General features: G+C 61.7%; 22 protein-coding genes, 1 pseudogene and 2 riboswitches. Of the genes and pseudogenes, 14 read left to right on the forward strand and 9 right to left on the reverse strand.

All coding sequences use genetic code 11. The features are described 5' to 3' along the window. Positions 1-262: 262 nt before the first annotated feature. On the reverse strand, positions 263-1,924 hold the full coding sequence (locus tag GA0061105_RS01875; protein WP_092747632.1) for an alpha-amylase family protein: 1,662 nt from the start codon (positions 1,922-1,924) through the stop codon (positions 263-265). Positions 1,925-2,090: 166 nt separating this feature from the next. Between GA0061105_RS01875 and GA0061105_RS01880 the strand changes: the two genes are divergently transcribed. After that, positions 2,091-2,387, forward strand: coding sequence for a hypothetical protein (locus GA0061105_RS01880; protein WP_092748287.1), 297 nt, complete (start codon positions 2,091-2,093; stop codon positions 2,385-2,387). 64 nt (positions 2,388-2,451) lie between these two features. On the opposite strand, the gene tyrS is transcribed toward GA0061105_RS01880, so the two are convergent. After that, the gene (gene tyrS, locus GA0061105_RS01885) at positions 2,452-3,708 is read right to left on the reverse strand and encodes a tyrosine--tRNA ligase (protein ID WP_092747634.1); all 1,257 of its coding nucleotides are present in this window, start codon (positions 3,706-3,708) and stop codon (positions 2,452-2,454) included. A 130-nt stretch (positions 3,709-3,838) separates the two neighbouring features. Between tyrS and GA0061105_RS01890 the strand changes: the two genes are divergently transcribed. Both GA0061105_RS01890 and GA0061105_RS01895 read left to right on the forward strand, forming a co-directional pair. Continuing rightward, entirely contained in the window at positions 3,839-4,957 is a 1,119-nt protein-coding gene (locus GA0061105_RS01890) for an anhydro-N-acetylmuramic acid kinase (RefSeq protein WP_092747636.1), read from the forward strand. A gap of 20 nt (positions 4,958-4,977) precedes the next feature. Continuing rightward, complete coding sequence (locus GA0061105_RS01895; protein WP_064691727.1) at positions 4,978-5,490, forward strand: GNAT family N-acetyltransferase; 513 nt, start codon at positions 4,978-4,980, stop codon at positions 5,488-5,490. 34 nt (positions 5,491-5,524) lie between these two features. Here GA0061105_RS01895 and GA0061105_RS01900 read toward each other — a convergent pair whose 3' ends face one another. After that, positions 5,525-6,202, reverse strand: coding sequence for an alpha/beta hydrolase (locus GA0061105_RS01900; protein ID WP_004675601.1), 678 nt, complete (start codon positions 6,200-6,202; stop codon positions 5,525-5,527). Positions 6,203-6,420: 218 nt separating this feature from the next. Between GA0061105_RS01900 and GA0061105_RS01905 the strand changes: the two genes are divergently transcribed. The 8 genes from GA0061105_RS01905 (at position 6,421) to sufA (ending at position 13,713) form a co-directional block, all read left to right on the forward strand. After that, a complete protein-coding gene (locus GA0061105_RS01905; RefSeq protein WP_092747638.1) occupies positions 6,421-7,587 on the forward strand; it encodes a cysteine desulfurase family protein in 1,167 nt (388 codons plus the stop codon). A 145-nt stretch (positions 7,588-7,732) separates the two neighbouring features. Continuing rightward, positions 7,733-9,202 (forward strand): Fe-S cluster assembly protein SufB, encoded by a 1,470-nt coding sequence (gene sufB / locus GA0061105_RS01910; RefSeq protein WP_064685460.1) that lies wholly within the window; start codon positions 7,733-7,735, stop codon positions 9,200-9,202. A 1-nt stretch (position 9,203) separates the two neighbouring features. Continuing rightward, the gene (locus tag GA0061105_RS01915) at positions 9,204-9,425 is read left to right on the forward strand and encodes a hypothetical protein (RefSeq protein WP_064691724.1); all 222 of its coding nucleotides are present in this window, start codon (positions 9,204-9,206) and stop codon (positions 9,423-9,425) included. 77 nt (positions 9,426-9,502) lie between these two features. Next, positions 9,503-10,261: a Fe-S cluster assembly ATPase SufC gene (gene sufC / locus GA0061105_RS01920; RefSeq protein ID WP_064691723.1), complete on the forward strand. Its 759-nt coding sequence runs from the start codon at positions 9,503-9,505 to the stop codon at positions 10,259-10,261. A gap of 24 nt (positions 10,262-10,285) precedes the next feature. Then, positions 10,286-11,560, forward strand: a complete 1,275-nt coding sequence (gene sufD / locus GA0061105_RS01925) for a Fe-S cluster assembly protein SufD (RefSeq protein WP_092747640.1) — start codon at positions 10,286-10,288, stop codon at positions 11,558-11,560. Positions 11,561-11,573: 13 nt separating this feature from the next. Next, positions 11,574-12,815: a cysteine desulfurase gene (locus tag GA0061105_RS01930; protein ID WP_092747642.1), complete on the forward strand. Its 1,242-nt coding sequence runs from the start codon at positions 11,574-11,576 to the stop codon at positions 12,813-12,815. 12 nt (positions 12,816-12,827) lie between these two features. After that, positions 12,828-13,208 carry an SUF system Fe-S cluster assembly protein gene (locus GA0061105_RS01935; protein ID WP_004675587.1) on the forward strand — a complete coding sequence of 127 codons (381 nt, stop codon included), beginning with the start codon at positions 12,828-12,830 and terminating at the stop codon, positions 13,206-13,208. 112 nt (positions 13,209-13,320) lie between these two features. Further along, positions 13,321-13,713: a Fe-S cluster assembly scaffold SufA gene (sufA, locus tag GA0061105_RS01940; RefSeq protein WP_003586280.1), complete on the forward strand. Its 393-nt coding sequence runs from the start codon at positions 13,321-13,323 to the stop codon at positions 13,711-13,713. Between the two features lie 60 nt (positions 13,714-13,773). Here the strand turns inward: sufA and GA0061105_RS01945 are convergent. The 5 genes and pseudogenes from GA0061105_RS01945 to gcvT all read right to left on the reverse strand — a co-directional run bounded on the left by GA0061105_RS01945 (position 13,774) and on the right by gcvT (position 19,872). Further along, positions 13,774-14,077: pseudogene (locus GA0061105_RS01945) on the reverse strand (flagellar basal body rod C-terminal domain-containing protein). Positions 14,078-14,234: 157 nt separating this feature from the next. Continuing rightward, the gene (locus GA0061105_RS01950) at positions 14,235-15,275 is read right to left on the reverse strand and encodes a GH25 family lysozyme (RefSeq protein WP_092747644.1); all 1,041 of its coding nucleotides are present in this window, start codon (positions 15,273-15,275) and stop codon (positions 14,235-14,237) included. A gap of 207 nt (positions 15,276-15,482) precedes the next feature. Then, positions 15,483-18,347, reverse strand: a complete 2,865-nt coding sequence (gene gcvP, locus GA0061105_RS01955) for an aminomethyl-transferring glycine dehydrogenase (protein WP_092747646.1) — start codon at positions 18,345-18,347, stop codon at positions 15,483-15,485. Next, positions 18,347-18,709 carry a glycine cleavage system protein GcvH gene (gene gcvH, locus GA0061105_RS01960; RefSeq protein WP_092747648.1) on the reverse strand — a complete coding sequence of 121 codons (363 nt, stop codon included), beginning with the start codon at positions 18,707-18,709 and terminating at the stop codon, positions 18,347-18,349. Before gcvH ends, gcvP begins: the two co-directional genes overlap by 1 nt. A gap of 26 nt (positions 18,710-18,735) precedes the next feature. Further along, entirely contained in the window at positions 18,736-19,872 is a 1,137-nt protein-coding gene (gcvT, locus tag GA0061105_RS01965; protein WP_092747650.1) for a glycine cleavage system aminomethyltransferase GcvT, read from the reverse strand. Positions 19,873-19,946: 74 nt separating this feature from the next. Then, a riboswitch (glycine riboswitch) is annotated at positions 19,947-20,027 on the reverse strand. Next, positions 20,028-20,120, reverse strand: a riboswitch (glycine riboswitch). Between the two features lie 158 nt (positions 20,121-20,278). Between gcvT and GA0061105_RS01970 the strand changes: the two genes are divergently transcribed. Further along, complete coding sequence (locus tag GA0061105_RS01970; RefSeq protein WP_064685471.1) at positions 20,279-20,659, forward strand: hypothetical protein; 381 nt, start codon at positions 20,279-20,281, stop codon at positions 20,657-20,659. Between the two features lie 73 nt (positions 20,660-20,732). Continuing rightward, entirely contained in the window at positions 20,733-21,728 is a 996-nt protein-coding gene (locus GA0061105_RS01975) for a DUF1775 domain-containing protein (protein WP_092747652.1), read from the forward strand. Positions 21,729-21,790: 62 nt separating this feature from the next. Here GA0061105_RS01975 and GA0061105_RS01980 read toward each other — a convergent pair whose 3' ends face one another. Continuing rightward, entirely contained in the window at positions 21,791-22,057 is a 267-nt protein-coding gene (locus GA0061105_RS01980) for a hypothetical protein (RefSeq protein WP_092747654.1), read from the reverse strand. Positions 22,058-22,174: 117 nt separating this feature from the next. Between GA0061105_RS01980 and crcB the strand changes: the two genes are divergently transcribed. Further along, a complete protein-coding gene (crcB, locus tag GA0061105_RS01985; RefSeq protein ID WP_092747656.1) occupies positions 22,175-22,552 on the forward strand; it encodes a fluoride efflux transporter CrcB in 378 nt (125 codons plus the stop codon). Positions 22,553-22,635 lie beyond the last annotated feature (83 nt).

A 22,635-nucleotide genomic window follows, 5' to 3' on the forward strand; every position in this document is an offset into this window, starting at 1 on the left:
TTTCCGGATTAGATTGAAGCATTCTGCCGGAGCAGGTTTTCGTCAGGGCAAAGGCGATTGGGGACGGACATACCCCAGGTACGTCCGAGCCGATCGCCTTTGGTCCTGGCGGAAAGATGTCCGGCCCTTCGGGTTGGCTGAAACAGGCCGGCTGATCGACCGGCCGGCTTGGCCGTAGAGCTGGGCTACGACGCGCGCCGGCCGGTCGACCATCCGACTCCGTTTGAGCCAACAGAATGCTTCAATCTAACCCGGAAAGGCTCTAGATCTCCCTTCGTCTGAGGAGGTAATCGAGGCCGCCGACTCGATACCAGCGGTAGCCATAGCCATCGAGCATGACTGTATGACGTCCTTTCTCATCGGCTTCGCTACTTGCGCTATCGGCAATATCGATCAGCAATCGCCCGTGGTCGCCCACGTCGGGATCGAAGGTCACTTCCGCCGGGTGCGGATGCAGGTTGTGCAGGATCAGCACCGAGTTGCCGCGCCAGTCATAACGCAGCGCCAGTACGCCGTCATTACCCGTGTCGACCGCTGAGAAATCGCCCCAACCGATCTCGGGAGCCTCCTTGCGCATTCGGATCATCCGCTCCGTCCAGTTCAGCAGCGAATTCGGATCGCGCCGCTGGACGGCGACGTTGATGTGCTCGAAGCCGTAGGGGCCGTCCTTGATGACTGGGGAAATGGGCTTTTTGCTTTTGGTGAAACCACCTTCCGGTTCTGTCGACCATTGCATCGGGGTGCGCGCGCAGTTGCGCTCCGGCAGGCACAGATCGTCCCCCATGCCGATTTCATCGCCGTAGCGGATGACCGGTGTGCCGGGCAGCGAAAACAGCAGGCTATAGGCCATCTCGATCCTGCGACGGTCGCCGGCGAGCATCGGCGCCAAGCGACGGCGAATGCCCCTGTCATAAAGCTGCATGCCCTTCTCGGGTCCGAATGCCGCAAACACAGCGTTGCGCTGCTTGTCCGTCAGGCGACCGAGATCCAGTTCATCGTGGTTGCGAAGAAACAGCCCCCATTGCGCGGTCGCGGGGCGCGGTTTGGTGGCCTCCATCGCCTTCTTTAGAGGGCGCGTGTCGGCCGTGGCGAGAGCATAAAACAGAGTCTGATTGACCTGGAAATTGAACATCATCTGCATACGGTCGCCATCGTCGCCGAAATACTCGAAATTGTCCTCGGGCAGGACATTGGCCTCCGCCAGCACGATGGAATCGCCCAGGCGCCATTGCAGGAACTCGCGAAACTTCCTTAGCATATCGAACTGCTCGACCGGCTTGGTGACCTCAGCGCCTTTCGTGGCGATGATGAAGGGGGCGGCGTCCATCCGAAAGCCCGAGACGCCGAGCTGAATCCAGAAGCCCATGATCTTGAGGATCTCCGCCTGCACCTCGGGATTGGAGGTGTTGAGATCGGGCTGATGGTCGTAGAAGCGGTGGAAATAATAGGCCTTGGCCTTTTCGTCATAGGTCCAGGTCGTCTTCTGGACGCCGGGAAAGACCATGCCTTGATCCGCGTTTGCGGGCTTTTTATCCGACCAGACGTACCAGTCGCGATAGCGCGAATTCGGATCGCTCCTGGCGTCTTCGAACCAGGGGTGATCCTTCGACGTGTGATTGATCACCAGATCGATCAAAACCCGGATGCCCCGCTGTTTGGCGCCGTGGGTGAATTCGACGAAATCGCCGAGCGAGCCATAGCGGCGGTCGACATTGTAATAATCGGAGACGTCGTAACCGTCGTCGCGACCGGGCGACGCCTGGAACGGCATGAGCCACATCGCCGTCACGCCGAGGCCGGAGAGATAATCGAGACGGCGCATCAGGCCCTGGAAATCGCCCACACCGTCGCCGTTCGCATCCATGAAGGTCTCGACGGACAGACAGTAGATGACGGCGTTCTTATACCAGAGGTCGTTGATCATGCCGGCGCTCCAAATGCATCTGGTCGCAAATCCCGTCGAGCGGAAAAGGTTCCGGAAGGCCGTTATTCGTAGCGCCGAGAGTCGGCTAATTCCGACCTATGTCGACAAGCGTGTCATTGATGCTTTGCTTATTTTAGATAACTCTGATGTAATGTGGCTCGGTGCAATGTCGGAGGATGCCATGCAGTGCGCCCGGACCGTCTCTTTCCTTTCGGCCACCATAATGGCCGTGACAGTCGGCGAGGCTTCGCATTCTGCAGAAAAGGGCGCGCGACTGACGCCGCCGGAGAGCATCCCCTCCAAGCACGTCCTGCTGGTTCCTCTCGACGCAAAGATGACGCCGCCGATTTTCTCGATCGGATGGTGGTCGCGCGTACGGCCCGCTTCGGAGGTCACTCCGCTCGGACCTCCGCTTCGAGAGACGAAACAAGACGATGCGGAATATCGATGGCGGGCCGACTGATCCCGCTCCAAAGGAAAAGCCGGCGCGGGGCGCCGGCTTTGAAATCCGTTCAGTTTGATGCCACTTACGCCGCGCGGCGGATCAGGATGTGCTTCTTCTTGCCGAGCGAGAGCTTGATGACGCCATCGGCGGTGATTTCGCCGCTGCCGATCAGGCGGCGTTCGTCGCTGACTGCCTCGTCATTGATGCGTACTGCGCCGCCCTGGACGTGGCGGCGGGCCTCGCCGTTCGAGCCGGCAAGGCCGGCGCGGACCATCAGCGAGAGCAGGCCGATGCCGCCGTCGAGTTCGGTCGCCGGGATTTCGACTGAGGGCAGGTTTTCGGCAACGCGGCCTTCCTCGAAGGTGGTGCGCGCCGTTTCAGCGGATGCTTCTGCCGCCTCCCGACCGTGGACGATTGCGGTCGCCTCCGTAGCGAGAATCTTCTTCGCCTCGTTGATTTCGGCGCCGCCGAGGGCATCGAGTCTGGCGATCTCGGCGAGCGGCAGGCGGGTGAAGATCTTCAGGAAGCGGCCGACATCGGCATCCTCGGTGTTGCGCCAGTACTGCCAGAAATCATAGGGGCTGAAGACGTCCTCGTTCAGCCAGACGGCGCCGGTGGCACTCTTGCCCATCTTAGCGCCCGAGCTCGTGGTCAGAAGCGGCGTCGTCAGCGCGTAGAGCTGCGGCGTGCCCATGCGGTGGCCGAGGTCGACGCCGTTGATGATATTACCCCACTGGTCCGATCCGCCCATCTGCAGGCGGCAGCCGTACCGGCGGCTGAGCTCGACGAAGTCGTAGCCCTGCATGATCATGTAGTTGAACTCCAGGAAGGAGAGTGACTGCTCGCGGTCGAGCCTTAGCTTGACGCTGTCGAAGGAGAGCATGCGGTTGACCGAGAAATGGCGGCCGACATCGCGCAGGAATTCGACGTAGTTGAGCTTCAAAAGCCAGTCGGCATTGTTGACCATGAAGGCATCGGTCGGACCGTCTCCGAAGCGCAGGATGCGCGAGAAGATCTTTTTGATGCCTTCGATATTGGTGGAGATCGCCTCCGGTGTCAGAAGCTTGCGCTGCTCGTCACGGAATGAGGGGTCGCCGACCATCGAGGTGCCGCCACCCATCAGGGCGATCGGGCGGTGGCCGGTCTCCTGCAGCCAGTAAAGCATGGTGGCGGAGATCAAATTGCCGATATGCAGACTAGTCGCGGTTGCGTCGTAGCCGACATAGGCCGTCACGACCTCCTTCGCGAACAGGTCGTCGAGGCCGCTTTCATCGGAAACCTGATGAATGAAGCCGCGCTCTTTCAGCGTGCGGAGGAAATCGGACTTGAACTCGGACATGGCTTTCGTCTCTTGGTGTCTGCGCTGCGCTCACCGGGCTTGCGCAACTTCGTTGTTGTTGATCTGTCGCGGCGCGTTTAGCACTGTTTTTAGCAAAGTGCATCCGGGAATCGCATGGGAGGCAAGCCTCATGGATGTGATCAGAACCGCGGTCGGTCTGATGAGCGGCACATCGATGGATGGAATCGATGTCGCGCTGGTCAGAACCGACGGCCGCGGTTTCATCGAGCGTGGGCCGTTCCTGGGCCTGCCGTACGACGCAGCGTTTCGCGGGCGTCTCAAACGGGCGCTGGAACTGGCGCGGCCGCTGACCGACAGGAGCGAACGGCCGGGGGAACTGCGCGAGATCGAGCTTGAACTGACCGAACGGCACGCAACTGCCGTTACGGCATTCATAGAGCGTTTCGGGCTCGCTGCGGATGCCATCGATGTTCTCGGCTTTCATGGCCAGACGGTATTGCATCGTCCTGACGACGGGCTGACGATCCAGATTGGCGACGGCCGGGAGCTGGCGCGCCGGACCGGCCTATCGGTGGTTTACGACATGCGCGCCAACGACATGGTTCACGGCGGGCAGGGGGCGCCGCTGGTGCCGGCCTATCACGCTGCCCTTGCGGGAAAATTCCAGCAGGCGGGAGAGGCGGTGTGCTTTGTCAATATAGGCGGCATCTCCAATCTCACCTATATCGGCGCAGACGGCCGGATTGCGGCCTTCGACAGCGGCCCGGGCAATACGCTGATCGACCAATGGGTGGAGATGCAGACCGGCAGAAGCTACGATCCCGGCGGCGAGATCGGCGGACGCGGCAAGGTGGTCGCCGCCTTGGCGGAGCGGTATCTAGAAAGCCCGTTTTTCCGCGGCAATGTCCGCCGGTCGCTCGACCGCGGCGATTTCGAGCCGCTTCGGCGCGACGAGGCGAGCCTTGAAGACGGTGCTCGGACGCTGGCGCACGTCGCCGCCGCCTCGATCGTCAAATCTGCCGGGTTCCTGCCCGACAGCCCCTCGACCTATATCATCTGCGGCGGTGGGCGGTTGAACGGCACCCTGATGGCGGAATTCGCTGCCATGGCCGAAGGTGCGGGGTCGCGGGTCTTGACCGCGGAACAGGCAGGCTTCGACGGCGATGCGATGGAGGCCGAGGCCTGGGCTTATCTCGCGGTCCGCTCGCTTGAAGGACTGCCGCTGACATTTCCCGGTACGACGGGCGTTGCCGCTGCTGTCAGCGGCGGAGTGCTGGCAACGCCGTGACACGCGAAAGCCCTATATTGATGACGTCGCGGCTGCGCTTTGTGATGTGGGACGAAGGCGACGCTGCTCTGTTGCAGCAACTGCATTCGACGACAGCGATGACGCGCTATCTTCCCGGCAACGCTCCCTGGAGTCTCGATAAGGCCGAGCAACGGCTGCGCAGCTGGTTCGAGGAACAGGCGCGCGACGGCACGACCAAATACAAGCTTCTTGCCGAGGACGGCAGCTTCATCGGTCGCGCCGGCATTTCGCGATTCGGGAGCGAGGAATTCGAACTCGGCTATTCCCTGCGCGAGGAGGCGTGGGGCAAGGGCCTGGCGACGGAGGCGGCGAGCGCGCTGGCCTGCTGGTTCATCGCAAGGGAGTTCGCGCCGGGCTTCATCGCCTTCACGCATCCCGAAAACATCGCCTCGCAACGCGTCCTTAGGAAGATCGGCATGCGCGAACGCGCGCCGATCCTGATCGATGGAGTGCTCGACACGGCTTTCGAGCTGACTGCCGGCATGCGGCCGGGAAAGCCCAGCGCGTCGTGAGGATGGCGGTGGGCAGACCTAGGCTGCTCTGCGCTCAACGGATCCGTTTGGCCGCCGGCTCGGGCACCAGCTCGCCATTGAGGCGGCGGTCGAGATAGTCTTCGCATTCGCTCATCAGCGTCTCGACCTGACCATTGAAGAAGTGGTTGGCGTTGGCAACGGTGCGATGGGTGATGAGGATGCCTTTTTGGGTCTTCAGCTTTTCCACCAAGCCGTTGACATCCTTTTCCGGCGCCACCTTGTCGGCCTCGCCGTTGATGATCAGGCCGGAGGAGGGGCAGGGCGCCAGGAAGGAGAAGTCATAGGTATTCGGCTGCGGGGCGATCGACATGAAGCCCTCGATCTCAGGCCGGCGCATCAGAAGCTGCATGCCGATCCAGGAGCCGAAGGAATAGCCGGCGACCCAACAGGTCTTCGAATCGGGATGCAGGCTCTGCACCCAGTCCAACGCGGAGGCGGCGTCGGACAATTCGCCGGCGCCATGATCGAATTCGCCCTGGCTGCGGCCGATGCCCCGGAAGTTGAAGCGCAGCGTCGTGAACCCGCGCTTCTGGAACATGTAGAAGAGCTGGTAGACGATCTGATTGTTCATCGTCCCGCCGAACTGCGGGTGCGGGTGCAGGATGAGTGCGATGGGCGCGCTTTTTTCCTTGGAGGGCTGGTAGCGGCCTTCAAGTCGGCCGGCTGGGCCGTTGAAAATTACTTCGGGCATTGGTACTCCGGGTTTTATTTCGCGTTCGCGCTGCGTTGGACGACAACATGACTTGACTCGGGTTGTCAGCTTTTCTAAAACGCAGTTTAGAACAATTCGAAACTTGCATGGCGATCCACGGCTTCGTGGAACGTGTCATAAGGCAAGCCCGGCGGAAATTTCAAGAAAAATGCACCGCCGATGCTGAAGCAAGCTCGTCAAGCGCAGGACTGAGGATCATGGCGCCGCCACGCCTTTATCTCGACTGGAACGCCACAGCGCCGCTGCACCCCGCGGCACGCGACGCGATCATGCGCGCCATCGACATCTTCGGCAATCCGAACAGCGTGCATGGAGAGGGGCGCGCCGCCCGCGCCGCCATCGAAGGGGCACGGCGCAGGGTAGCTGCCCTTGCCGGCACCGATCCGGGCAATGTGATTTTCACCAGCGGCGCGACGGAGGCTGCCAATCTGGTGCTGACGCCCGATTTTCGTATGGGTCGCACGCCGCTTCGGCTCGGCCACCTTTATTTTTCGGCAATCGAACATCCGGCGGTGCGCGAGGGCGGGCGCTTTTCCCGGGACAAAATGACGGAAATTCCGGTGACGGAAGCCGGGATCGTCGATCTTGATGCGCTCGGCCTTCTGCTCGGCGCCCATGATAAGGCCGCCGGCCTGCCGATGGTCGCCATCATGCTCGTCAATAACGAGACGGGCATCGTCCAGCCGGTCGAGGCGGCGGCAAAGATTGTCCATGCCCATGGCGGCCTCCTGGTGGTCGATGCGGTGCAGGCGGCTGGCCGCATCGCGCTCGACATCGGGCAGATCGGCGCCGACTTCATGATCGTCTCTTCGCACAAGATCGGTGGACCGAAGGGAGCCGGCGCGCTGATCGCGCGCGGCGAGGCGCTGATGCCGAGGCCGCTGATCCAGGGCGGCGGACAGGAGCGAGGTCACCGGTCGGGGACGCAGAATTCGCTGGCGCTGATCGGCTTCGGAGCGGCGGCAGAGGTGGCAGCGGGCGAACTCGCGACGCGCAACTCCGCAATCGGCGCGTTGCGCGCGCGACTGGAAGCCGGCATGCGCCGGGTGGCATCCGACGTGATTATCCACGGCGAGGGCGGCGAGCGTGTCGCCAATACAATCTTCTTCACCCTGCCGGGGCTAAAGGCGGAGACAGGGCAGATCGCCTTCGATCTCGAAGGCGTGGCGCTTTCGGCGGGCTCGGCCTGTTCATCGGGACGGCTTGGTGAAAGCCATGTGCTGACGGCGATGGGGCGCGACGCCAAGCTCGGGGCATTGCGCATCTCACTCGGCTTTTCGACGACTGAAGAGGACATCGACAGGGCGATTGCCGCCTTTGCGAAGATCGCTTGCCGGCGCAGATCGGCGGGCGAGGCGGCCTGACCGCATCATAAACTTGCAGAAACGCAAATTTCTGCTTGCCAATCGGGCTGAAAAGTCCCTTTTGGCCTCTTACATCAGGGGCAAGTCAATTGCCCCGTGCGCTACAAGCTGCCGGACCTTGTATCCGGCGAGATTGGAGAATGAAATGGCTGCCGTGCAGGAAACGATCGACCAGGTGCGCCTGATCGATGTGGACCAGTACAAATACGGTTTCGAGACCGTCATCGAAATGGACAAGGCACCGAAGGGCCTGTCCGAGGATATCATCCGCTTCATTTCGGCCAAGAAGCAGGAGCCGGAATGGATGCTGGAATGGCGTCTGGAGGCCTATCGGCGCTGGCTGACGCTGGAAGAGCCGACCTGGGCGCGCGTCAATTATCCGAAGATCGATTTCAACGACATCCATTACTATGCCGCGCCGAAGAGCGCGCCGGGTCCGAAGTCGCTCGACGAGGTCGATCCGGAGCTGTTGAAGGTCTATGAGAAGCTCGGCATCCCGCTGCGTGAACAGGAAATCCTCGCTGGCGTCGAGAAGCCGAAGATTGCCGTCGACGCCGTTTTCGACAGCGTTTCGGTCGTCACCACTTTCAAGGCGGAGCTGAAGAAGGCCGGCGTGATCTTCATGTCGATCTCGGAAGCCATCCGCGAGCATCCCGATCTCGTCCGCAAATACCTCGGCTCGGTCGTGCCGACCTCCGATAATTATTATGCGACGCTGAATTCGGCTGTCTTCACCGACGGCTCCTTCGTCTTCGTGCCGAAGGGCGTTCGTTGCCCGATGGAGCTTTCCACCTATTTCCGCATCAACGAGAAGGGCACCGGCCAGTTCGAGCGCACGCTGATCATCGCTGAAGAGGGCGCCTACGTCTCCTATCTCGAGGGCTGCACGGCGCCGCAGCGCGACGAAAACCAGCTGCATGCGGCCGTGGTGGAACTGGTTGCGCTCGACGATGCCGAGATTAAGTATTCCACCGTCCAGAACTGGTATCCGGGCGACAAGGAAGGCAAGGGCGGCATCTACAACTTCGTCACCAAGCGCGGCGATTGCCGTGGCGACCGCTCGAAAATTTCCTGGACGCAGGTCGAAACCGGCTCGGCGATCACCTGGAAATATCCGTCCTGCATCCTGCGCGGCGACGACAGCCGCGGTGAGTTCTACTCGATCGCCGTTTCTAACGGCCATCAGCAGATCGACAGCGGCACCAAGATGATCCATCTCGGCAAGAACACGTCGAGCCGCATCGTCTCCAAGGGTATCGCGGCCGGTGTTTCCAACAACACCTATCGCGGCCAGGTCTCGGCCCACCGCAAGGCCTCGAATGCGCGCAATTTCACCCAGTGCGACTCGCTCCTGATCGGTGACAAGTGCGGCGCTCATACCGTGCCCTATATCGAGGCGAAAAACTCGACGGCGCAGTTCGAGCACGAAGCGACGACCTCGAAGATCTCCGAGGACCAGCTGTTCTACTGCCTGCAGCGCGGCATCCCCACCGAGGCAGCGATCGCACTGATCGTCAACGGCTTCGTCAAGGAAGTCCTGCAGGAACTGCCGATGGAATTCGCCGTGGAGGCGCAGAAACTGATCAGCATCTCGCTGGAAGGTTCGGTCGGTTGACATGAACGAGACGGACAAGAAACGCATTCTTGAACGTCTGGAGAATATGCGCGGGGAGCTACTGGCGAAAATTCGCCCCCGCGAGCAACGATACGAAACAGAAAAGCCGCCGGAGCAGCCTTACGTGTTTCTCCAGCAGCGCATGGAAAAGGCAGGAAAGATCGTCGGAGGTTTGCCTGACTTCATCCAAATTCTTTTCGGTTTGATCCGGTTTTGGCGGTAGTGGCCTAACGCGCCGGCATTCTTAGAAATTACGCGAGGCTCTTAGCGAGCTGTGCAGAGAAAACTCAGGAACCAAAGATGCTTGAAATCAAGAACCTTCATGCTCGCATCGCCGAAGACGGCACCGAGATCATCCGTGGCTTGAACCTGACGGTGAAGGCCGGCGAAGTGGCGGCGATCATGGGGCCGAACGGCTCCGGCAAGTCGACACTCTCCTACGTGCTGTCCGGCCGCGAAGACTATGAGGTGACGGAGGGCGACATCCTTTATAACGGCGAGAGCATTCTCGAGCTCGATCCGTCCGAACGCGCCGCCAAGGGCATCTTCCTCGCTTTCCAATATCCGGTCGAAATTCCGGGTGTCGCCACCATGCAGTTCCTGAAGGTGGCGATGAACGAGCAGCGCAAGGCGCGTGGCGAGGACGAGCTGACGACGCCGGATTTCATGCGCCGCGTCAAGGAAGCTGCGGCCAAGCTGCAGATCAATACAGAAATGCTGAAGCGGCCGCTCAACGTCGGCTTCTCCGGCGGCGAGAAGAAGCGCGCAGAGATCCTGCAGATGGCGCTGCTCGAGCCGAAGCTCTGCGTGCTCGACGAAACCGATTCCGGTCTCGATATCGACGCGCTGAAAATCGTTGCCGACGGCGTCAATGCGCTGCGTTCGCCCGATCGCGCCGTCGTGGTCATCACCCATTACCAGCGCCTCCTCGACTATATCGTGCCTGACACCGTCCACGTCCTTTACAAGGGCCAGGTGGTCAAGTCCGGCGACAAGACCTTGGCGCATGAGCTGGAAGCCAATGGTTACGCCGACATCATCGGCGCAGCAGCGGCCTGAGTTCGGGTGGAAAGGACAACGTCCATGAACATGCAGACGACGAGCCGCCTGACCGCGGCCGAAACGGCGCTCATTGAGGCCTTCAACCAGCAGATCGGCGATCTGCCCGGCAATGGCGCAGTGACGGCATTGCGTGACCGGCTTCTCGACGACCTCAAGAAGGCCGGCCTGCCGACGCGCCGCGTCGAAGCCTGGCACTATACCGACCTGAAGAATCAGCTGCGCGCCGTGCCGGTGCAAGTGGGTGATGCCGGCTCCAGCGCACTAGAGCCGATCGTTGCCGGCTCTACGGTGCTGGCGGTGATCCAGGGCCATGCCAACCCGAAGGCTATCGCCAGTGGCCTTGGTCTTTCCGCCTATTGCGAACATCTGCTCGACGGCTCCGCTGCTGATGGGCTGGATGCCTTGGGCAGCGACGATGCGGTCGGCCGCATCAATGGCAGCTTCGTGCGCGACGGTTATGTGGTCGACGTGCCTGCCGACACCGCGCTTGAAAACCCGCTTGAATTCCAGTTCATCCATGCCGGCGGGCAGACGCATACGCGCCTCCCCGTTTCCTTCGGCGCCGGTGTCAAGGGAACTGTCATCGAGCGTCACCGTGCAGTGACGGGTGATGCCGCCATGGTGTCCCACATCAGTGACATCACCGTCGGCGAAGGCACGGAGCTGACCTGGATCATCCTGCAGCAGCAGGGCGCCGAGGATACGCATCTCGGCCAGATCCGCGTCGATCTCGGCGCCGATGCCAAGCTTCGCCTGTTCGTCATCAATGCCGGCGGCAAGCTGGTGCGCCAGGAACTGCATATCAAGGTGACGGGCGAGGGCGCCGATCTGACGCTACGCGGCATCAACCTGCTCGGGGCCGAGAGCCATACCGACGTGACGATGGTGCTTGGCCACGACGTACCGCATACCGGCTCTACCGAAGTGATCCGCAACGTCGTCTTTGACCGCGCCAAGGGCGTATTCCAGGGCATGATCCGGGTTGCGCCAGACGCCCAGAAGACCGACGCCAAGATGGCCTGCAATACGCTGCTGATGTCCGACGACGCCGAGTTCTCGGTCAAGCCGGAGCTCGAGATCTTCGCCGACGACGTCCAGTGCGGCCATGGCGCGACGGTGACCGATATCGACGCCAACCATCTCTATTACCTGATGGCGCGCGGCATTCCGGAAAACAAGGCGCGGGCGATGCTCGTCAACGCCTTCGTCGCCGAAATCGTCGAGGAACTGGAAGACGAGGCCCTGGTCGAAGCGCTGGAAAGCGTGATTTCGGCCTGGCTCGAAAAGCACGCCTGATCGGATCACAGCCATGGACAAGATAGTGCCGGCCACTGAGTACGACGTCGAAGCCATCCGACAGGATTTTCCGATCCTGGCGGAGAAGGTGCACGGCAAGCCGCTGGTCTATCTCGACAATGGCGCCTCGGCCCAGAAGCCGCAGGTGGTGATCGACGCCATCTCGCATGCCTACAGCCACGAGTATGCCAATGTGCATCGCGGCCTCCACTATCTCTCGAATGCTGCTACCGATGCCTACGAGGCGGCGCGCGAGAAGGTTCGCCGCTTCCTCAATGCTCCTGATGTCAACGACATCGTCTTCACCAAGAATTCGACGGAGGCGATCAACACCGTCGCCTATGGCTGGGGCATGCCCAAGATCGGCGAAGGCGACGAAATCGTTCTGACGATCATGGAGCACCATTCGAATATCGTGCCCTGGCACTTTATCCGCGAGCGGCAGGGCGCCAAGCTGGTTTGGGTCCCGGTCGACGAAGAAGGCGCCTTCCATATCGAGGATTTCGAGAAGAGCCTGACGGAGCGCACCAAGCTTGTCGCCATCACCCATATGTCGAATGCGCTCGGCACGATCGTTCCCGTCAAGGAGGTCTGCCGGATCGCGCATGAACGCGGCATTCCGGTGCTGATCGACGGCAGCCAGGGCGCCGTGCATCTGCCTGTCGACGTGCAGGACATCGATTGCGACTGGTATGTGATGACCGGCCACAAGCTCTACGGACCGTCGGGAATCGGCGTGCTTTACGGCAAGAAGGAGCGGCTGCAAGAGATGCGCCCCTTCCAGGGCGGCGGCGAGATGATCTTCGAAGTTGCCGAGGATGCGGTCACCTACAATGATCCGCCGCATCGCTTCGAAGCCGGCACGCCGCCGATCGTCCAGGCGATCGGGCTCGGTTACGCCCTCGACTACATGGAGAAGATCGGCCGTGAGGCGATCGCCCGCCATGAGGCCGGTCTTGCGGCTTACGCTGCCGAGCGCCTCAGGTCGGTCAATTCGCTGCGGATGTTCGGGACTGCGCCCGACAAGGGGAGCATCTTCTCCTTCGAACTGGCGGGCATCCATGCCCATGACGTCTCGATGGTGATCGACCGGCAGGGCATTGCCGTGCGGGCCGGCACGCATTGCGCCATGCCGCTCTTGAAACGCTTCGGCGTCACCTCCACATGCCGTGCATCCTTCGGCATGTACAATACCCGTGCCGAGGTCGATGCACTGGCCGATGCGCTTGATTACGCGCGCAAGTTCTTTGCCTGAGGAGTGTCCGTGATGAGCCTGGATGAAAGCGAACAGAAGATCGACGTGCGCGAAGGCATCGTGCATTCGAGCATCCCGGCCGATGAGCTGGCACGGCTCAGCGACGACGTCATCGGCGCGCTGAAGACCGTCTACGATCCGGAAATCCCGGCCGACATCTTCGAACTCGGCCTGATCTACAAGATCGACATCGAGGACGATCGGATGGTGAAGATCATGATGACCCTGACCGCGCCCGGTTGCCCGGTCGCCGGCGAAATGCCGGGCTGGGTGGAGAATGCCGTCGGCGCCGTCGAAGGTGTGTCGGGCGTCGAGGTCGAAATGACCTTCGATCCGCCGTGGACGCCGGACCGCATGTCCGAGGAGGCGCAGGTCGCCGTCGGCTGGTACTGAGCTGCGCTAGTACGCAGTACCCCGCGCGGTATTGATCCGTTTACCTCGGGCGACTACATTTGATTCACGAAGCACCGGATCTTGACCCCGGTTGCGGAAGGAGATGAAGCCGATGGGCTTTGCAGTGATGAGCATGACGGACGGGGCTGCGGCCCGCGTCAAGGCGATCGTCGAGAATTCCGGGCCGGAAGCCAAGGGTGTGCGGGTCGGCATCAAGAAGGGCGGCTGCGCCGGGATGGAATATACCATCGATCTGGTGACCGAGCCGAATGCCAAGGACGATCTGATCGAGCGTGACGGCGCCAGGGTCTGGGTCGAACCCTCAGCCGTGCTTTACCTGCTGGGCACCGAAATGGGCTTCGAGCAGACGACGCTGCGCTCCGGCTTCACCTTCACCAATCCGAACCAGACATCGGCCTGCGGCTGCGGCGAATCCGTCGAGCTGAAGCCAGCCGATCTCGCGGCCCTTGCCGCACAGCGCCAGAGCGAGCCGGCGCATTCCTGACATACAGTGAGGCTGGCCAAAACTCTGCGCCAGCCAAACTCTGACAAGCTATCGGCGTGATCAGTCGCGCTTGATGCTCATGAGCATTTCCCACATGTCGGCGCCGGTTTCGAAGACCACGGCATTTGCCTTGTAGCTCTGCTGGGCTTCGAGCAGGTCGGTGAGTTCTGAAGCCAGATCGACACCCGAGGTCGTCGGCTCAATGTTGGCTTGGACGCCTGGTTCAGTCGAAGTGAGGCTGGTAGTCAGCCTTGCGTAATCGGGCGTACTGCTGTTTGCGACGTTTGTCGGCGATTGCGCCCATCCGCGTCGTCTGCGCCCGCATTCCCGTAAGAGCAATGTTGGTGATGCCGGAGATGCTCATCAGCCGTTTCCTCGAGATCTGAATGGGTCCCTTGTAGGCGCAATGGCTTAGGGAATGTTGAAGGTGTTGCGTTAGCAAAGATCTGCAGGCGCGCGGTCACGCCGCCAGACCTGTTCCGGACTGAGACAGGAAGGCGGCACGGCGATGAACCGGAGTGCTATCGCGACGCCACCCAGTCGTGCCAATCGCTTTCATTGCCGTTGAAGACGTTGAGATCGATCTTGCCGTCGACGCCGTCGGAGAGGCCGGAGCCGGAATACTGCCAGAAGACCCACTTGCGGCCGGGATAGACCTTGGAGGGATGGGCGGCGACCGAGCGCAGCCAGAAGGGATAGTTGAGCAGTTCTCCCCTCAAATTGTCGCGGTAGAAGTCCGGTGCGGTATAGATGATCGGGCGCTGGCCATAGTGGCGTTCCACCTTGTCCAGGAATACCTGCATTTTCTCCAGAACGCGCTTGCGGGAGATTCTTTGGCTGCAGCTCGACTCACCGTTCCATTCCACATCGATGACCGGCGGAAGCGCGTTGGCTTCCTTCGGCACGTTGCGGATGAACCAGTCGGCCTGCTCGCCGGCCGTTCGGCACCAGTAGAAGAAGTGATAGGCGCCGTGTTTCAGGCCGGCTTCCCTGGCGCGGCGCCAGTTCTTCTTGAACATCGGGTCAAGGTGGTCGCCGCCGTCCGTGGCCTTGATGTAAACGAAGTTTGCGCCCTGTTTGCGCAACGTTTCCCAATCTATCTCACCCTGCCAGCGCGACACGTCGACACCATGCACGGCAAGCTTTCTCGGCGAAGTCCTGCCGAAGTTGATCGGCTTGGCATCACGGAAGCGGTGGCCGTAAATTCTTGAGCGCGTCGGCGATTTCGGTCCGGCATCGGGGTCGATCCCCGGATTGTCGGGCATGAGCATCGCGACGGGCCGTTCCGTCGGCATCGGCATGCCGACGGCCTCGTCTGAAGGCACGAGCGCCTGCGGCCCAGGAACTGGCCCGGTCCAACTTAACGCCTGCTGCGGCGCGCCGGTCTGCGGGGCAGCATCGCCCACGACCGCAGCCGGTATCGGGCCGTTCGGTTTGGTGATCGCATTGGTCGTTTCCGCCGACGCCACAGGGGTGAGCACATCTTCGGCGCCGGAGCTGGCGGCGCAGCCCGACAGGATCAGGGTGGCGAGGAGAATTGCTGGCACAGCCGATGGACGCATAAGAACCTGCACGCAAAACAGAGGTCGACGGCAATATCCATGATGAATGGAACCCGCCCATTTCCAATTGCTAACAGAGACTTGCTAAGAAAGGTTAAATTTGAACCGTGTGCTCGGAATGGCTGCGTCGGGTCGGGCCGTGCGGTGATTGAAAGGCCGAACTGCAGGCTGCCCCTCCCGCACTGGCGGGAGGGGCTTGCCGAGATGCTACTCCGCAGCCTCCGCATAACTCTCGACCGGCGGGCAGGTGCAGATCAGGTTGCGGTCGCCATAGACATTGTCGACGCGGTTGACCGGAGACCAGTATTTGTCGACACGGAAGGCGCCGGGCGGGAAGCAGGCTTGTTCCCGGCTATAGGGCCGATCCCATTCGCCGACGAGATCTTCCACCGTGTGCGGGGCGTTCTTCAGCGGGTTGTTGGTCTTGTCCATGCGACCTTCCTCGATGGCGCGGGCTTCCTCGCGGATCGCCAGCATCGCCTCGCAGAAGCGGTCGAGCTCGGCCTTCGTCTCGCTTTCCGTCGGCTCGATCATCAGCGTGCCGGCAACAGGCCAGCTCATGGTCGGGGCATGGAAGCCGCAGTCGATCAGGCGCTTGGCGACATCGTCGACGGTGACGCCAGCGCTGTCGACCAGCGGACGCGTGTCGATGATGCATTCATGCGCGACACGGCCGGTCTTCGACTTGTAGAGCACGTCGTAAGCACCCTTCAGCCGGGCGGCGATATAGTTGGCGTTGAGGATCGCCACCTTGGTCGCCTGCGTCAAACCTTCGCCGCCCATCATCAGGCAGTAGCTCCAGGAGATCGGCAGGATCGAGGCCGAACCGAAAGCGGCGGCCGAAACCGCACCCGCACGGCCGTCCGTCTCGGGATGGCCGGGCAGGTGGGGCGCCAGATGCGCCTTGACGCCGATCGGGCCCATGCCGGGGCCGCCGCCGCCATGCGGAATGCAGAAGGTCTTGTGCAGGTTGAGGTGGGAGACGTCAGAGCCGATGTCGCCAGGGCGGGACAGGCCGACCATGGCGTTCATGTTGGCGCCGTCGAGATAAACCTGACCACCGTGCTTGTGCACGAGGTCGCAGATTTCCTTGACCGTCTCTTCGAACACGCCGTGCGTCGAGGGATAGGTGATCATGCAGCAGGAGAGATTAGCCGCATGCTCCTCAGCCTTGGCGCGGAAATCATCCAGATCGATGTCACCGTTTTCGCGCACCTTGACGACGACGACCTTCATGCCGACCATCTGCGCCGAGGCCGGATTGGTGCCATGCGCCGAGGTCGGGATCAGGCAGACGTCGCGATGACCCTCGTTATTGGCGATATGGTAGTTGCGGATCGTCAGCAGGCCGGCATATTCGCCCTGAGCCCCGGAATTCGGCTGCATCGAGAAGGCGTCGTAGCCGGTGACGGCGCAGAGCTTTTCCGTCAGGTCGTCGATCATTTCGCGGTAGCCGAGCGCTTGGTCTGATGGCACGAAAGGATGGATATCGGAAAATTCCGGCCAGGTGATCGGCAGCATTTCCGCCGTTGCATTCAGCTTCATCGTGCAGGAGCCGAGCGGGATCATCGAGCGGTCGAGCGCCAGATCGCGGTCGGAGAGCCGGCGGATGTAGCGGGTCATCTCGCTTTCGGCGCGATTCATGTGGAAGATCAGATGGGTGAGGTAATCGCTGGTGCGCAGCAGTCCCTTCGGCAGGCGATAGGACGGCTCGAAATCGGCAATAGTGAAATTGCCGCCGAAGGCACGCCAGACCGCTTCCAATGTTGCAGGCCGCGTGCGCTCGTCGAGCGACATGCCGATCTTTGTCTCGCCGACCTTGCGCAGATTGACGCCCTCGGCGACGGCGGCGCGCAGGATCAGGCCCTGCATATGGCCGACATCGACGGTGATCGTATCGAAGAAGCTTTCGGGCTCGACCTTGTAGCCGAGCATCTCCAGGCCCTTGGCCATCAGCACGGCTTTCTGATGCACCTGCTGGGCGATGGCCTTGATGCCCTTCGGACCGTGGAAGACGGCGTACATGGAGGCCATGACGGCGAGCAGCACCTGAGCGGTGCAGATGTTCGACGTCGCCTTTTCGCGGCGGATATGCTGTTCGCGGGTCTGCAGCGACAGGCGATAGGCGCGGTTGCCGCGGGCGTCGACGGACACGCCGACGAGACGGCCGGGCATGGAACGCTTGATAGCATCCTTGACCGCCATAAAGGCTGCATGCGGGCCGCCGTAACCGACCGGCACTCCGAAACGCTGCGAGGAGCCGACGGCGATGTCGGCGCCCATCTCGCCAGGCGATTTCAGCAGCGTCAGCGCCAGAATGTCGGCAGCGACGACGGCGATGGCGCCGGTCTGGTGCAGGCGGGAGATCAGGCCGGTGAAGTCATGCACATGACCGTGCGTGCCCGGATACTGGAAAATCGCGCCGAAGACATCGACGGGATCGAGATCGGTGAAGGGATTGCCGACGATGACGCTCCATCCCAGCGGCTCGGCGCGGGTGCGGATGAGGGCGATGGTCTGCGGATGGCAGTCGGCGTCGACGAAGAAGGCCTTCGCCTTCGACTTGGAGACGCGCTCGGCCATCGCCATGCCTTCGGCGGCGGCGGTCGCCTCGTCGAGCAGCGAAGCGTTGGCGACGTCGAGGCCGGTCAAGTCACAAATCATCGTCTGGTAGTTCAGGAGCGCTTCCAGGCGGCCTTGGCTGATCTCCGGCTGGTAAGGCGTGTAGGCCGTGTACCATGCCGGGTTTTCCAGGATGTTGCGCTGAATGACAGGCGGCGTGATCGTGCCGTAGTAACCCTGGCCGATCAGCGAGACCAGCACCTTGTTCTTGTTGGCGGTCTCGCGCAGCTTGTCGAGCGCCTCGCGCTCGGTCATCGGCGCGCCCCAGACGAGCGGCGCCTTCTGGCGGATGGCGGGCGGCAGCGTCGCATCGATCAAGCCGTCGAGGCTGTTATAGCCGATCACCTTCAGCATGTCGGTCATTTCGGACGGCGAGGGGCCGATATGACGGCGATTGGCGAAATCGTAGGGCTGATAGTCGGTGAACTGGAATTCGGTCGGCGTCGTCATTACGCGGTGAGCTCCTTGTAGGCGGCCTCGTCGAGCAGGCCGTCGGCATCGGAGGGGTTCTTGAGCTTCAGCTTGAAGAACCAGCCGGCGCCTTGAGGATCGGAGTTGATGAGCGAGGGATCGGCAACGATTGCGTCGTTGACAGCGGTGATCTCACCGTCGAGCGGACAATAGACCTCGGAGGCTGCCTTGACGGATTCGACCGTTGCGGCATCGTCGTTCTTCGCAAAGCTCTTGCCGACTTCGGGCAGTTCGACGAAGACGAGATCGCCCAGCTGTTCGACGGCATAGGCGGTGATGCCAACGGTTGCGACATCGCCGTCGAATTCGAGCCATTCATGTTCAGCGGTGAATTTCAGCATGGAAAAATCCTTTCGGAAATGGGGTTTCAGCGTTTGTAGGTCGGCGTAACGAAGGGCAAGGCGGCGACGGTGACGGGCAGGAACTTGCCGCGCAGTTCGGCATAGACCTGGGTGCCCACCGCCGCATGGGAGACCGGCAGATAGCCCATCGCGACGGGACCTTCGACGCTGGGGCCGAAGCCGCCTGATGTGACTTCGCCGATTTCGGTCTTGCCCTCGGCATCGGCGTAAAGCTTGGCATGGCCGCGTACCGGCGCCTTGCCTTCCGGCTTCAGGCCGACGCGGCGGCGGGCGGCGCCGTTTTCGAGTTCGGAGAGGATGCGGCCGGAGCCGGGGAAGCAGCCGGCGCGCGCACCATTGCCGCGCCGCGCCTTCTGCATGGCCCATTCCAGGGCTGCCTCGACCGGCGAGGTGGTGGTGTCGATATCGTTGCCATAGAGGCAGAGCCCAGCTTCGAGGCGCAGGGAGTCACGGGCGCCGAGGCCGATCGCCTGAACGTCGGGATGTTCGAGCAAGCGCATGGTGACATCCACGGCCTTGTCTGATGGAATCGAGATTTCGAAGCCGTCCTCGCCGCTATAGCCGGAGCGCGAGACCAGACTGGAAACGTCGTGCAGGCGGCAGTGGCGCACGTCCATGAATTTCATAGCCGCGACGTCGGCCCAGAGTTCAGCGAGAACCTCGACCGCGCGCGGTCCTTGCAGCGCGATCAGCGCGCGATTCAAAAGGGTGATATCGCACTGGTCGCCGATATGGGCCTGCAGATGAGCGAGATCGGCCTCCTTGCAGGACGCGTTGACGACGACGAAAAGGTGGTCGTCAACATGAGTTATCATCAGATCGTCGAGAATGCCGCCGGTATCGTCGGTGAAGAAGCCGTAGCGCTGGCGGCCTTCGGCGAGACCGAGAATATCGACGGGCACCAGGCTTTCGAGCGCCAGCGCCGCATCCTCATAACTTCCCGATTTCGCCTTCACGATGACCTGGCCCATATGGGAGACGTCGAACAGGCCGGCCTCGGTGCGGGTATGAAGATGTTCCTTCATGACGCCCGCCGGATATTGCACCGGCATGTCGTAACCCGCAAACGGCACCATGCGGGCGCCGAGCGAAAGATGCAGGGCATGCAGCGGGGTTTTCTTCAGGGCAGCAGTATCGTCCAAACGACGCCTCCGGGGTTCGCGCCTTGTTGCCAAGGCGCGGGCTCAAATCTGAAGGCGCGACTGCGCCTCTCTCCTGAGCCCCCTCTGTCCCTTTGCCTGAGATTGTTATCCCTTCGGCGAGCGTTTCGCGAACGCTTCTCTCCAGAGTTCCGTCTGCCCCCTTGCTGGTCCTTTGGCCTGAGAGTTTCCGGGGCGGTTGCTCCTTCGGCACCGGTGGTAGAAGCACCGGATTCTCCCAACAGGGTTGGCCGCAATTATCCGGCGGGCGCAGCGCTTGGCAAGGCCAAATGTCGTGACCTGACAAATTTTTGTCGCCATATTCACGGCAGGCCGCTATCTGCGGCAAATCTGCTTTTGCATTCGACAGGGAAAACGGCTATCGCGACATGCTGTTGAAGGGGATATCATGCGGCGGACTGGACTGAAAGCGACGCTCTTCCTGCGCATGCTTTGCGCCTTCAGTCTGCTTTTGCTCGGATTTGCCCATCAGGCGCCGCAGGCTGTCGCTTCCGATGGTTATGATGCCGCGGCCTATATGCTGCCAGATGGCACCTTTGCCTCGCTCTGCGTCACCGTGAAGGAGGCCGACGGCAAGACCGTCGCCTTCAAGCCGAATTGCGAAGCCTGCCGGCTGTCGGCCTCGGTGATCCTGCCGACGCCGGATGCGGGTTCCTGGCTCGAGCACAAGCTCGTCTCGCTGACCAATTCACCGATCGAAACCGCGGCGATCGCCGGGGTGGGCGCCGTCAGCCGGCCGAATTCCCGCGCGCCTCCGATCTCCGTCTGATCTTCCTCCGCAATCCTAATGCAACATGCCGGTCCGCCTGCGAGACGTGCCGCGGCCGGCGAGGAGATATTCGATGAAACCGATCAACACGCAAACTATCAAGACTTTGGCACTCGCCGCGCTTCTTTCGGCCACCGCCGTGGCCGGCGCCGAGGCGCATGTGAGCTTCCTCGACAAGCAGGCAGCACAGGAAAGCACCATTCTCGCGACGCTGCAGGTGCCGCATGGCTGCGACGGCAAGGCGACAACGGAAGTGCGGGTCAAGCTGCCGGAAGGCTTCGTCTTCGCCAAGCCGCAGCCGAAAGCGGGCTGGGAGCTCGATGTGGTCAAAGGCGATTACCAGAAGACCTACGACAACCACGGCGACAAGGTGAAGGCGGGCGCGATCGAGGTGCGCTGGAAGAACGGCAATCTCTCAGACGATTTCTACGATACCTTCGTCATCCAGGGTAAGGTTTCCGGCGTCGAGGCCGGCAGCTCGCTCGCCTTCCCGGTAACGCAGATGTGCGGTGACGCTGCCCAGGCTTGGGATCAGGTGGCTGGGGAAGGCGGAGACGCGCATGACCTCGAAAGCCCGGCGCCGCTCCTGAAGATCGTTGCGGGCGACGGCCACGGGCATGACCACGACCACATGGCCGGCATGGATATGACCGGTATGACGGCTGCCGCGCCGGCGGGCGAACCAGTCAAGGCCGGCGATCTCGAAATCTCGGGCGCCTTCGCCAAGGCAATGCTGCCCGGCCAACCGGTCGGCGGTGGTTTTTTCACAGTGAAGAACGACGGCATGATGGATGATCGCCTGGTATCGGTGTCGTCGCCTGCATCAGGCGAGGTTCAGATCCATGAGATGGTGACCAAGGACAATGTCATGCGGATGCGCCAACTGAAGGACGGCATCGTCATTGCCGCGGGCGAAACGATCAAGCTCGAGCCCGGCAATTTGCATCTGATGTTCCAGAAGGTAAAGACGCCGTTCAGGCAGGGCGATACGGTGCCGGTGACGCTGACCTTCGAAAAGGCCGGGCAGGTCGACCTGGTGCTGCAAGTACTTTCGGCACAAGGCAAGTGAGCACGGGTTGGTTGACGCAGAAAAGCCCGCGAGGCGGGCTTTTCGCTGCGAAGGGGATTGCCTCAGACGTCCTCGTAGGATTGCAGTGCCTGCTTGAGGCCTGCCTGGGGCTGGCGATTGCCCCTCTCCATCAGGTCGAGCGCCACTTCGGTCGATTGGATGATGCTGGAGGGATCGTCGATTCCTTCGGTGCCTTCGGCCTTCAACTGCCGGTCGGCGAGACGGCGCGAGTCGCGCGCGGCGGTGCTCGTGGCAACACGCTGCGGTATTCTCAGCGTTTCCAAGGCAATGGCGGCTGTGCTTGCCGAAATGGACAGGAGCTGGGTCATGCCGGCACAGTATCGACAGGTTCTTGGCGCCGGCATAAGAAAACCGGCGGCATTTTACTGAATTAAAAGAATTTATTCCGTCACGATCAGTTGCGCTCTCAAACTCGGATATCCGCCATGATCCAGGCTCTCCTCGTCGCCGTCGGCGGCGCCATTGGTTCCGTTCTCAGATATTACGTCGGCAAATGGGCGCTGAGGCTCATGGGCCCGGCCTTTCCCTGGGGGACTCTCGCTGTCAATGTCGTCGGCTGCTTTGTCATCGGCGTCTTCGCCGAATTGATCGCGCGAAGGTTCAACGCCTCGATCGAATTGCGGCTGCTGCTCATCACCGGCTTCCTCGGAGGCTTCACCACGTTCTCGGCCTTTTCGCTCGACGCCATCTCTCTGTTTGAGGGCGGCAATACCGTCGCCGGCGGCGTCTACATAGCAGCCAGCGTCGGTCTTTCTATGGCGGCGGTGTTCGCCGGCCTCGCCATCATGCGTGCTTTGGTCTGATTCCGGTTTCCGTTTTGGATGAAAATGCTCTAAGGCTGCGGCAAGAACGCCGGCTTGGCCCGCGCTGCAATTTCCGAAAGACT

The organism is Rhizobium aethiopicum (assembly GCF_900094625.1).
In the GTDB taxonomy this organism is placed as follows: Bacteria; Pseudomonadota; Alphaproteobacteria; order Rhizobiales; family Rhizobiaceae; genus Rhizobium; species Rhizobium aethiopicum.